Source organism: Leptospira interrogans, from assembly GCF_900156205.1.
Lineage (GTDB): Bacteria > Spirochaetota > Leptospiria > Leptospirales > Leptospiraceae > Leptospira > Leptospira interrogans.
In genome coordinates, this window is the sequence record NZ_FTNA01000007.1 from 101,445 (window position 1) to 113,938 (window position 12,494).

Here is a 12,494-nt window from a genome sequence, read left to right on the forward strand (position 1 = left end):
ACGCGAGGCGCTGAATTTTTCAAACGACTCATGAGATTGAGTTTCACAAAAACGTGGGAACTACTATGAAAACTTAACGAGGTTAGAACTGCTCAAAAACTCGCAAATTGCCAAATATGACCTAATTTGTAGGAGCTACTATACTTTATTAAAAATTTCTAAAGAATTATAACATAAAATTCTTTGAAACTTTGGAACAAACTCATAATTCTATGTAAACACTAAAAGTGGAGTTCCCACATTCATTTTTATTTTTTACTATAAAACAAACTTTTAAGAAATGGTTCCTTCAAAACCCATGCAAAATAACTCATTTTCTATAGAAGATTACTTTATACAAATTTAGATTTATTTATGAGGCAAAATAATCCATATTAACAACGGACATATCAGCTTCTTAAAGTGACGTAATGTGAAACTATTGCATTTTTCGAAGTTTATCTATATCGTGTGAGTTCCCACATCCAACTTTTACAGAAAAATTGACCACAGACCAAACGATTAACAGTCTAGGTAATGATTTTTCAAATTTTTAAACAGTCTGATATGGCACACTATCCCGCAGGATAATCCCAAAAAACCAATACAACGACTCTCTTTGATCTAGCAAAACCCTCTTATAAATCGCGTTTTGATTGTCACAGGAAAACTCCTACTACTGGAGTCATACAACTCGTAGAGCACCAATAGAAGTGATACATTAAATTACCAATTTGATTTTTCTGATAAAATACAATTAGATTTAGAGATACGCTGTAAATATTTTTACGCATAAACTCATCAACAATTAAATACGTTAGAGACAAACTTCAAAGAACATCTATAAAAGCAAAAGTAACGGTAACGCTCTAATCTCAATAAAAAATAGTAATCTTAAATATCTCTTACCAAATTAGAAATTTATTTTATCGATGTTTGTCTTCATAAAATCGTCGTTTGGCGAACATCATCAAATTAAGAACTTATTTCATAAAAATTCCCTTTCGCTAACTTATTCACTTAATTTGAAAATTCACAAAACGCAACAAACTCACTTAACGCAGATCACGTTATATTTTATTGTTCCAGGACTGCTCGTTTCAGAACCATCTTTGAAATTTACTGAAAAGTAATAACCTGCTTCTCCGTCTTGACTGGAAGACCAAAAGGTTCCCGCATTTCGTAATTTCTGATCCGCTCTTTTACTGAAAGTTTTAAGCTGATCCTTTCCAGGTAAACGTTTGGATTTTTCTTCGCAGATCTCCTTTGCCTGAACCCAAGTTACAGATTTATGAAAGGTATCATCCCAACCGCGTTTACCATAAACGGGGGTTTTTGTATGATAGTTTTCGCAAATGAAATAACTAAAAATTCCTAAAAGCAGGATGCTAAAGATAAAGATCGCTCTCGTTATAAGTTTCCCGTTTTCTTGGGACGCTCTTACTTTAGGAGAAGAATTTTTCTCTAAAGCGAGTTCTTTACTTTTACGCGGAAACTCTTGATTTCTTTGAAAATTTTTCCCTTGTTGTTGCTGACGCTGTTGATGAGATCTTACTCTCTGTTCGTTTCCGCCTCGGTTGGAATCCGCATTTTCTCGATTTCCTCCCGAACCTTTGTGATTGGAATGATGTTTCTTTCTAGGAGGCCTTCTTTTATTTGCCATTTGGACCTGTGTCTTTAAATTTAAGAACTTTTACTTGATTGGTACCAGAAAAATGAATCGTTGTAAATTAAAATTTCAATCCTTCTAAGAACATCACTTTTGCATTTGAATCTTACTCGCAAGTTATGAAAATGGTAAACCATGGAACGCATTCGTATTGGATTGATCGGTGCCGGAACTGTCGGCTCAGGAGTCATCGAAATTTTAAAAAAAGAAAGTAACAAGTATCTTGAAAAATTCGGAATAGAGCTGATCCTTTCCTCCGTTTGTACTCGAACTCCAGAAAAAATCAAAAAAGAACTTCAAAGTTTCCCTAACTGCAAATTAGAATCCGATTATCAAAAATTAGTCACAGATCCCGAAATTGACATGATCTTAGAACTCGTAGGTGGAACGGATATAGCTTATTCAATCGTAAAAGATGCGTTAAAGTTCGGTAAAACTGTAATTACTGCAAACAAAGCCTTACTTTCACAAAAAGGAGACGAGTTGTTTTCTTTTGCTCAAGAAAAGGGTTTGGAAATCGGAATAGAAGCTTCAGTTGCAGGTGCCATTCCAGTAATTCGTTCCATCAAGTCCAGTTTGGGTTCCGATTCTTTTCTTTCTTTATACGGTATTCTCAATGGAACTACAAATTTTATTCTTTCCAAAATGGAATTGGAAAATCTGGATTATTCAGAGGCTCTTCGTATCGCTCAAGATTTGGGTTTTGCGGAAAAAGATCCTACCTTCGACGTGGAAGGTATTGATACGGCTCACAAAATCAGCATATTAGGAAGTTTAGCTTTCTCCGAAAAAATTCCTTTACAGAGTGTACAAATCGAAGGTATAACAAAGATTAGCGGATTGGATATTCGATTTGCGAGCGAACTTGGTTATAGAATTAAACTTCTTGGTTTGGTACGGAAGTTATCTCATAAAATCGAGGCCCGAGTTCAACCCGTGATGATTCCCATTAAACATCCGTTCGCAAATATTATGAACGAGATGAATGCAGTCTATTATCAAACCGCTTATGCGGGAACGGGTATGTTTGTAGGTAAGGGAGCCGGATCTTTACCAACGGCTTCTTCAGTTGTCTCCGATATTCTTTATTATGGAGCGAGAAGAAACAAAGGTATTTTTCAGGAAAAAAATATTTTTCCGCAAGCTATGATTTCGGAAGCCAATGTTTCTTTGGTACGCTACTACCTCAGATTTACTACCGTGGATTTACCTGGAGTTCTTTCTGAAATTTCTAAAGTACTAGGGGACCACGGAGTTTCGATCTCTTCGGTAAGGCAAAATGAGACAGAAAAAGAGCCGGTTGAAGTTGTAGTAATTACACATCCAGCAACGGAAGAAAGTATTAAAAATTCATTGAAGATCATAGACGGGTTGTCTCTAATCCGACATACTTCGGTTGCAATTCGTTTAGAGGATAAACTCTGAAAATCTCCCCCTCGAACGTGAATCTGAAAGATTCTTCGAAGTGTCAGTAATAGAATTTAAAAAAAAATGTTCTTATAAACATAGTTAAGGAATTTTCATGGCGAGAGTAGAATTTGACTCATTATACATCGAGACTTCAAGAACGAGTCTTCCCGATAAGGAAGTCCAACTCGTTGTCTTCAACGGGAAGGTGACTAATTCCAATTCTTTTGAAATTTCTCGGAAAATTCATTTTATCTTTGAAGAGGAAATTTATAATATCATTTTAGATCTTTCCAATTTAGAATATATCAACAGCGTAGGAGTCGCTACAATTCTTACCTTAATCAAAACAGTTGATCAACATTCCGGTAAAATTGTCATTGGAGGTCTCAATCATTTTTTAGAAAATGTAATTCGTTTAATGGAACTTCCAAAAAAAGTTCAAATCTATCATTCAATCGAGGAAGCTCAAAAAGCATTTTCTTCTTAAAAAATATCCGTTGTTCAATTGAATAGAATCTTATCAAACTCTCTAAAGTTCAGCGAGCCAATGATTTGTTTTCCCGATATTCAAATCGAATGTCTGGCAAGAATTTTTCTGTAAAATGTTATGCAGTAGTTCCCACATTTATATTGGGTTTTTAAGTCTGTGTGAGGTCCCATATTCATTTTTATTTCTTTACTATAAAACAAAATGTAGGAACTCACACAAATCACAATTTTACAGTAATATTTTCAAATACTCAGGTAACTTTTTAATACGATTTAAAGTTAAAGAAAAAAATTTATGAATCCTCAATTAACAACAAATAGTCGTTTATCTATTAAAATTTGTCTCTAAACAATTAGGGTTGTGGGAACTACCACGTATAAAGTTAAATTAACGATGAATTCAAAGTAAACGTTGAATACCAATCTACTCAAGACTATATAATAAAACGTAAATTCGGCGAAAGTAATTGATACGCAAAACACTCTTTTAAACTCAGCGTCCCGCTTCTGTGAGCGCTCGACAGATCGCGTTCTATAACAAATTGAAATCAGGAGAAAAGATTTTGTTTTCAAGCGAATCCTCAATTTGTTGATTGGTGAAAGCCCGGTCCGGCTTATCTGTGGCAAACCGGATTTGCCCATATTTTCTTACGTCGAACTTACCTTAAATTATAACGTATTTCAAAATTTATTGTATTTCACTAGATGAACCAGCAAATCAAATTTCTACATGAAATCGTAGTTTGGTGAAGACATTGATTAAAAATTCATTTTATAAAGGTTTCTTGAAATATAAAATATAAATTTTCAACTTTTTTCTTCAAAAATCCACTCCATTCGATCTTCACATAGAACTGTTATCGGTATGGAAACTTTATTATTAAATTCTAACTTTGAAATCAATTCTTCTCTTGGTAAAAACAATTCTGAAACTGTTACTTTGTTGATTCCAGAAAAAACCTGGATTCATTTTTCCGAAAAGGATCGCAAAAACCTTTCCAAAAAAATTCCTGAACTTTTAAAAATCTACGGAAAATATCTTTCTACTACAAAACGACTTGGTAAAAACGCTGGAAGAACCTTATATCAGCCCAGTCCAGGAAAACATAAAATGAAACGTGTTAATGTTCGGGTCAATACTGCAAGTTGGACTTTGTTTGGCGCTCTTGCACAAGCCCATGGTATATCTCGTTGTTATCTTTTCAATTATCTCCTTTGGTTGGATTCTTTGGGCGTTGGAAATTCGATCGTGAATACGGTTAACGCTGGGGTTCCCACCTTCCATCGCTCTTACAGTTATATACTTCACCTAAACTTGACAAACAATCGAGTAATTCGCAAATTTCAATATAAACCTAAATCCTATTTTAAATCATTAGAAACCGGAAAATGGTTTTCACATTAAAAAACCATCAAGTATCCTCAAGGAAGATGATTTTGAAAAAATACACTGGATCTCCTCAAATCGTATTACAATTTGCCCCAATGACGGAGCAAAATAGAATTCTCAAAACCAAACTTCTCGTAAATTTTTTTTCCTGCTTGTGTCGCATGTAAAATAATAAAACCAGAAAAAACTTCTCGTATTTCACCTAATATATGCTCAACAATATTGGACGCATAGCCCAAACCTCTATAATTACGATCAGTTGTAATAGAGTATAAACCGAAAGACTCACCATCGTAAAAAGTCATTCCAGTTGTAGTCATTTGCCCGTTCACAAAACCCCCATACAAACGAAAAGATTCTATATTTAATAACTTGGAATATAAGCTCAGTCGATCTTCAGATTCAAAAGAATCGTTTAAGATCTTTAGCCAAATTTTTAAATCCTTTTCTAATTCAATTTTCTGAATATTCAAATTCGTATTTAATTTTTTATTAAACGAAATCGCATCTCCTTCCAAGAACATCCCGATCTGTTCGTCACAAGAATTATACCCGAGTTCATAAATAAAAACTTCATGAGCCCTTGTATTTAAGAAATCCAATATATATGGGTCAAATCCCTTAAGTCTTAGATCTTCGATTTCTAAAAGCAAATCTTCGGATTGCAGATTTTCCTTTAAGACAATTCTCGTAAACCAATTCGAAGCCGGATTTGAATAAAAATCAAAACTCTTGTAATTAATAATAGAAGTTCCCATCAAATTAGAAAGAGTCTTAAGAAGATTAACGTAATTTTCAGTGATTTCTACAACTTTCGCCTGCATTACAAATTCCTAGTGATGACTAATTCGGACAGAATAAAGGAAATGAGCCTTGATACGAATCTCCATTTATAAATAGAATTTTACGTATTCTATAATTTCGAACAATGATAAAATCGAATTATAGACAAGGGTGTCATTTCTGTTAAATAATATTATAAAATTATAATTTAATTTTTTAAAAAATTTGATACAAGTTTTAAAATGAAAACCAATAGGACCAATCTAAAACTCTTTTTTTTCATCTAATAAATAAATCTCTTTATATTCAGATTTAAAATCCCAAAATAAGCAACAACTACCAAAAACAAGGCCCACAAGTTGAATTTCAAAAATTGTAGCAGTTTTGTTAGACACTTGGTTACTCAAAACTAAACTATATAAAAAAGTATCCAATCTTTTAGACTCAAACAAGACTTTACGATAAAAATTCTATGTAAAAGATTAGGTACCTTATTATATAGTTATGAATAGTATAGTAGATTAAGATGATTTAAAGTGGTCTTGGCGTAAGAAATTCTTAATTCCGGAAAACTTATCTTTCTTCAAAAATGTGATAGTTCCCACAAATTATGCCTCTTTTTATTCTTTTGGCAATTTGGAATTTTTCTTTTGCAACGAAATTCCGCAGTAGTTCCCACACTTTCAAAAAAATCCGATTCCATCTACAAATAGTTCTACAACAAAAGAAATACTATTTTCTTTCGTTTACATTCTTTTCAATTTTCTTAAAAATCTTCCAAAACCTTAGAATTAATTATTTTTGAATCTTCAAAAATGCAGTTGCTCTCGCAGAAACAGTTGATTGTCGATTTTAGTATTTTTTCGCTATTATAGTTTCCGCAGTAGTTCCCACAAATTTAGTCTCATTGTAGATTCAATTACGTTTTTTGAAGGTTCTTCAGTAATTAAAAATGTGATAGCTCCCACATTTCTAGGTTTTTGGGACAGATTCTAGAGTAAACTCACGTTGATTTATGAATAATTTGCCGCATGAGTCAATACAGGTCTTCTTCTTTCTTTATTTGCGGTCATTGCTTCCAAAAGATTCGGGATAATACTCGACTGGGTCTTAAAAAGATATGCTAATTCTTTCGAAGCAGACTTTGCAGCCTCTAACGCTTCTTTGTTCAAAGCTCTTTTAGTTTCTACTGTTACAGAAGCCGGAATCCGGTTAAGAACATTGATTTTGCCCAAGGATTTTTTTCTCAATTCCTCTAAAGAAGCCCCTACTTCGCTTAACAATCCGTTTCGAACTGCATCAGAAGGTTTATAAAGAGCACCTTCCATGGCAGCTTCGGATACGGAAGAAGGAATCATGATTTGTCTCATTCTAATGATTAGTGCAGATGTAATTGGCAGTCCTACCAACGGCTCTGCAAATCCGATTCTTCCTTTTCCGTCTACCATATATCTATAATCGCACGTGTAAGCGATGATCGCCCCTCCTCCGACGGCGTTACCACCCACTTCGGCAATTAAGGGTTTTGGAAAACTCATAAGAGAGTCGAACATTTCAAAAATTCCGGCCATAATTTTTGCAATTTCATCAACAGAGGAATTTAAAATAGCATCTGGATCCAGCCCTACACAAAAATCTCCATCGGGTCCGGAAATAATTCCCGCCCTAATCTCTTGGTCTACGGTAAATTCTTTCAATATATCACACATCTCGTGAATCAAGGAAAGCGTCAATGTCATCGGGCCGCCGTCGGATACCAACTTCATAACACCAATTTTTGAATCTTTAGAAGTAATTATTTCTTTTGCGAGTTTCATACGATTGCTTTCGATCTCCTGGATTTAAAAATCCCTCGATTGATTGACAAAGTGAACATTTGATAATTTTGGATCAAACTTATTTTCTTCTCAGAGAGTAATTCTTATAAAAAAATAAACTAACTGTTTGAATTCTCAACTTTCGATTTTACTAATCTCTATAAAAATTCACGATATTCATTTCCACAGAGATTAGTAGAAGATTTATAAATTTTTTCAATAGGTTAAAAATTGCAAAAGTTCCCATGGCTTTAAAGTTTTAGGCAAGCTTTAAAGGGAGAATTTTTTTAATTCTCCCTTTAAAAATTTAAGCCACTTCTCGCTCTTTCTTTCCAGGTAGACCATCAAATCGAATCATTTGTCCGACTACTTTCAATTTACTTCTATTACTACCGTCTTGTGCCTTCCAACGATCTTGGCGAAGTTCACCAATAACGGTTGCTTTTTTTCCTTTTTTGAGATACTCGTGCGCATTTACGGCCTGACGATCCCACAATTCGATTTCTACAAAAGAAACTTCTCCCGGTTCTTCCAAAGTAGATTTATAATCGTGGTTCACCGCCAGAGTAAATGTAGCAACACTCTTTCCGCTATTCAAGGTTTTGATTTCCGGATCGGAAGTAAGATTCCCATCCAAAATGATATGTGCTATGTTTTTCATTCTTGATACTCCTATTGTGAGGAAAATTTGTTCTTCCCTATAAACAACAGTTCATAACAAGAATTGAATGGAGCATAAATCTTAAATTTTTTTTGAGAAAGCTTTTGATTTGATGTTTACAAAATAGCGATTTGATCTTTAAAAAAACGTGTTAGTTCCCACAGTGCAAATCTTTTTGTTACCATTATAGGTTTTTAGAGTTTTATTGATTATTACTACTCGGATATATAAAAATAAGATCAAAAATCAACAGCCCATTTTGTGAAAACATAGAAATTCTTACAAATTACGCCTAATCTGAAATTTTTGGCTTTTTTGAAAAAGATCCCACATTCTAATTTTTGAAACAAACTCATCATAGCATTGTTTTTATACGTTCGAGTAATAAGACTCTGTATGAGTTCCCACACTCATTTTTATCTTTACGAATCGAGTCTCTTGCTCAGATAATATTTGAGTTTTTGTAAGTCTTACTGTGAAATCCAGATCTGTATGAGTTCCCACATTTCAAGGTTCTATCGCAAAATCTTAGATTCGTAGCAGTTCCCACAAATTAAGTCACATTATGAATTTTTAAACATTTATTTTTCGTGATTGGAATCGATAAGAGTTCTTACATTTTCAAAATCTAAGTGTAGAACCTAAACTTGTGTTAGTTCCCACATTTTATTTTTACAGAAAAATCAAATTTTATAAAATGAATCTCTTACGTTAATCTATGTTAAATGAAGTAATCGCAGATTTTTTATCTTCTTCTTTTAAAGTATTCAATTCTATTTTCAATCTTTCCAAATCTCCAGAACCTTTGGCTCTATATATTCCTCGTAAATAATTTTTTTTATCGATCAAATATACGTTCTCCGTATGAACAAAATCGTTTAAATTATCCTTTCCAGAAATCAACTTTATATCCGCGCCGAATTGATTTCTTGCTAAATCATAAATCGTTTTTTTAGAACCCGTGAGAAAAACCCAATTATTCTGAACAATTTTATATTGATTTCTAAATTTTTTAAGAACTTCCACCGAATCAGTCTCAGGATTTACAGTAATCGAAACAATCTGAAGATCAGTTTGGTCTTTTATCTTAGGGATAAAATTCAACATATTTCTGGTAATCATGGGACAAATACCCTTACACTTCGCATAGAAAAATACGACTAACGTATACTTATCTCTCAAATTTTGATTGTTAAATGCAAGGTTTTCATGGGTAAGAAGAGTAAACTCCGGAACCTTTCTAAGATCATCCGGCAATTTTTTGTCCGCCTCCTGCCAATAAGGATCCATTACTTCACCTTTAAAGTAAGGAAGAATTCCTTCCTTAGGAAAAGAAAAATAAGTTAATTCAGGATGGTATTTTTCTTTTATATCTTCACAAAAAACAACAAAAAATATAATAAAAAAAGAATATATTAATTTTATAAATAATTTATATATTAAATTCATTATTTCAAACCAACTTTTTTTATTAAGAATCTGCCACAAAGCAATGCACTAAGTTACTTAGAACGATCCATAGAGAAAGTTTTACTGAGTTTAAACAGAAATGCGTTTTACTCAGAATTATAGAATAGAGTGTCAACATTTTATATTCAAACAGTGCTTTACAATAAAAACTCACAATGTTTAATTTTATAGAGTTCAGTAACTATCTCAAAATATTTTATCTTTGCTTAAAGTGCCGATTCCGATTATTCTAAAATATTTCTGAGATACTTAGAGCTGTCCCCAAACCTCAAAGAATTTTATGCTATAATTCTTTAAAAATTTTCAATAAAATGCAGTAGTTCCCTACAAATTAAGTTGTATTTGGCAATTTACGAACTTTCGAGTAATTCTAATCTCGTTAAATTTTTGTAGTAGTTCCTAGATTGGACGGTTTTGGTTTTTAGACAAGCCTTATAGTAATTTCACAAAAATGTGGGAACTCATACAGAAATCATAATAACAAAAATGCTACTCAGAATGATAAAATATATGTCCAAAATTCCACCTTGAAACTGGCATTTATCTCAAAATTTACGGTCCTTATTTTTATAGTGGTCAGTAAAACTATAAATCATAGAATATAATAGTTTCTGTGGGAACTACCATATTTTACTGAAAATTCAAAATGATTCATTCTAAAATTTTGAATAAGTCTCAAAAGAAACTTCCATAAAACCCAAAAACTCAATTTCTTCATAAATCAATATTTGGCGAAGATCATACAATGAAAAAATTCATTAGAATAGAATTGTTGAAAAATTAATTCTCCATTTGTTTCTATTTTATGGAAACGAACAATTGAAGCGGTTTTGTTAATCTGAACTATGGAATTTTTCAACAACTCTAATATAATTTTCTAATTTTTTTACGCCAAACGCGCGTTAACTATAAGTTTCCTTATATTCAAAAAAATGAATTATGTTTTCAAACATAATTCAAAGATCCAGTTGTTTAAAAATAGACGTTCTAAAATTCTATTTCTACAAAATGGAAAACGATCAGTCCGAACTTTTGATAGGCTCGCAAATTTTGCTTCCGGGTAAACCGATAGAACTTCCATCCTTTGCAATTACGGTATTCATAAAAATTTGTCCGTTCCGATTCCATTTTTTAGAAACGAGTAATTTTCCGTTTTCATCAAATTTTTCGTAGATAAAAGGTCGATTATTATCATACCATTCCCAACGATCGTGAATATACTTTCCGGAACGAAACTCGGAATACAATCGATTGTTGCCATTTAGAAACCAAGTCCTATGAATTCCTTCCTTGAACCCTTCCTTAAAATATCTTCTTTCCAATAACTGACCATCTTTGTTTTTAGAAGTCATTTCACCATCTTCTAAACCGTTTTTAAATTGGGTCGTTTCTATCTCTCCCAAAACTGGAATCTCTTTTTTGATAAATCCGGTGAAAAGTTTCCCTCTATAGTAAAATCGGCCTTGGAACACTTGTAAGTTCGGATCTGTATTTTCAATCGTCTCTCCTGCTTGACAGCCGACAAACACGACCGTCAAGACAATCGAAAGTATGAAAAACGATTTAGTTGGAAACACTTCCTATCGTTCCGTAAAAAAAGGAACCCATCAAAGTGTCAATCCCTGCAGTAGCATCAGGAGCAAAGTGATAGTGATAAGTTGGAGTAGAAAAGTGAACCGTAGCTTTTGTATGCCCATGCAAATTATCCAAATCAGTTGGGACAAAGTCATCTCCAGTTGACGAAGTTCCGTTATCGCATTTTTTTCCGTAAATTGCGTAACCATCCAAAATCACTCCGATCAAATTTGAATCGTTGTTACTCACCTTTGTTACCGCTGCGTGATGGTGATAAACCCCTGTATTTTGAGGATGGCCTCCAAAGTTATCAAAAGTCTGAGCCTCCACTGCGAGAGTATCAGGTGGATTGGCTGCGTTATTAAAAATCGCAAGACCGTTTACTGTAATTCCTATCGACACAAGTCCGCCTTGTGTTCCGACAGTTCCACTTCCTTTTATGGGACTGGAAGGAATCGTATAAACGAATTTTTGACTCGAAACGGAATTATTTCCTGCAGGCATATTTCCTGTCGGAAGTGTTTCAAACAAAGGAGAACTTGAACCGTAATAATAACTTTTCGTATTGGGAACGTTCTGAGATTTAAATATATAACTGGAACCAGATACATAAGCTACGGAACATTTAAAGTTATTCTTGATCCAAGTAGGAAGCGCTGAATCCATACAAGTAGTCACTCCGGTAACACAACCTGAGGATGCATCCAAAGTTGCCGTACCCTTAGATACTGTAATTCCCGTATTAGCTGAACTTCCATTACAATATCCGCCAGAAAGCGCGGCCAAAGCAGCTACAGTAAGATCATCATCGTTGGAATCCTTCTTACAAACCACGAAGGAAAGAAAGACCAGAAATATTAAAATCGATTTTTGAATCATATTTTCTCCTACATTGTTTTCAAACACCCGAATCCGGGTTTAAGCGCGCCTATTTTACACTACTTGAGTATAAGATAAAGAACTAAAATGCTCGTAGACTAAGTTAATTTTTGTTTTTTTAAAGGAGTTTGGATTTGAAATGAACGCTTTTAGAGTAACAATTTTTTCCCTACTTTACAATTTTCGCCTTATCCACTTGAGAACTATAAAATTGAGTATTTAGTATTTTAACTTGAATTCAGTGTAAGCAATCCGCTTTATCTTAGGTCAATTTTTTCGTAAGAAAAATAAATGTGGGAACTACTGCAAATCGTGGGTTCACCGGTTAAACTTTGAAAATTGTGGGAACTACTAGAAAATACAAAAAGAATT

General features: G+C 33.4%; 11 protein-coding genes and 1 pseudogene. 4 read left to right on the forward strand and 8 right to left on the reverse strand.

Translation table 11 applies throughout. The features are described from left to right. Positions 1-1,030 precede the first annotated feature (1,030 nt). The gene (locus tag BW942_RS08120) at positions 1,031-1,642 is read right to left on the reverse strand and encodes an LIC_10572 family protein (RefSeq protein ID WP_001284670.1); all 612 of its coding nucleotides are present in this window, start codon (positions 1,640-1,642) and stop codon (positions 1,031-1,033) included. A gap of 141 nt (positions 1,643-1,783) precedes the next feature. Between BW942_RS08120 and BW942_RS08125 the strand changes: the two genes are divergently transcribed. The 4 genes and pseudogenes from BW942_RS08125 (at position 1,784) to BW942_RS08140 (ending at position 4,952) form a co-directional block, all read left to right on the forward strand. Continuing rightward, positions 1,784-3,073 carry a homoserine dehydrogenase gene (locus BW942_RS08125; protein ID WP_000439715.1) on the forward strand — a complete coding sequence of 430 codons (1,290 nt, stop codon included), beginning with the start codon at positions 1,784-1,786 and terminating at the stop codon, positions 3,071-3,073. A gap of 97 nt (positions 3,074-3,170) precedes the next feature. After that, positions 3,171-3,545, forward strand: coding sequence for an STAS domain-containing protein (locus tag BW942_RS08130; RefSeq protein ID WP_000124812.1), 375 nt, complete (start codon positions 3,171-3,173; stop codon positions 3,543-3,545). 511 nt (positions 3,546-4,056) lie between these two features. After that, positions 4,057-4,256: pseudogene (locus BW942_RS22220) on the forward strand (hypothetical protein). A 156-nt stretch (positions 4,257-4,412) separates the two neighbouring features. After that, positions 4,413-4,952 (forward strand): DUF1564 domain-containing protein, encoded by a 540-nt coding sequence (locus tag BW942_RS08140; protein ID WP_000449142.1) that lies wholly within the window; start codon positions 4,413-4,415, stop codon positions 4,950-4,952. Positions 4,953-5,017: 65 nt separating this feature from the next. Here the strand turns inward: BW942_RS08140 and BW942_RS08145 are convergent, their stop codons facing one another. From BW942_RS08145 to BW942_RS08175, 7 genes are all read right to left on the reverse strand, one after another. Continuing rightward, positions 5,018-5,761, reverse strand: coding sequence for a GNAT family N-acetyltransferase (locus BW942_RS08145; protein ID WP_001148175.1), 744 nt, complete (start codon positions 5,759-5,761; stop codon positions 5,018-5,020). A 222-nt stretch (positions 5,762-5,983) separates the two neighbouring features. Beyond that, positions 5,984-6,172, reverse strand: a complete 189-nt coding sequence (locus BW942_RS08150) for a hypothetical protein (protein WP_000463094.1) — start codon at positions 6,170-6,172, stop codon at positions 5,984-5,986. Positions 6,173-6,733: 561 nt separating this feature from the next. Then, positions 6,734-7,537 (reverse strand): enoyl-CoA hydratase/isomerase family protein, encoded by an 804-nt coding sequence (locus BW942_RS08155; protein WP_000761500.1) that lies wholly within the window; start codon positions 7,535-7,537, stop codon positions 6,734-6,736. Positions 7,538-7,844: 307 nt separating this feature from the next. Next, on the reverse strand, positions 7,845-8,198 hold the full coding sequence (locus BW942_RS08160; RefSeq protein ID WP_000788957.1) for a single-stranded DNA-binding protein: 354 nt from the start codon (positions 8,196-8,198) through the stop codon (positions 7,845-7,847). Positions 8,199-8,909: 711 nt separating this feature from the next. Beyond that, the gene (locus BW942_RS08165) at positions 8,910-9,647 is read right to left on the reverse strand and encodes an SCO family protein (protein ID WP_001049241.1); all 738 of its coding nucleotides are present in this window, start codon (positions 9,645-9,647) and stop codon (positions 8,910-8,912) included. A 1,040-nt stretch (positions 9,648-10,687) separates the two neighbouring features. Further along, positions 10,688-11,245 (reverse strand): toxin-antitoxin system YwqK family antitoxin, encoded by a 558-nt coding sequence (locus BW942_RS08170; RefSeq protein WP_000484462.1) that lies wholly within the window; start codon positions 11,243-11,245, stop codon positions 10,688-10,690. Further along, positions 11,232-12,122 (reverse strand): YHYH protein, encoded by an 891-nt coding sequence (locus BW942_RS08175; protein ID WP_000615243.1) that lies wholly within the window; start codon positions 12,120-12,122, stop codon positions 11,232-11,234. Before BW942_RS08175 ends, BW942_RS08170 begins: the two co-directional genes overlap by 14 nt. Positions 12,123-12,494 lie beyond the last annotated feature (372 nt).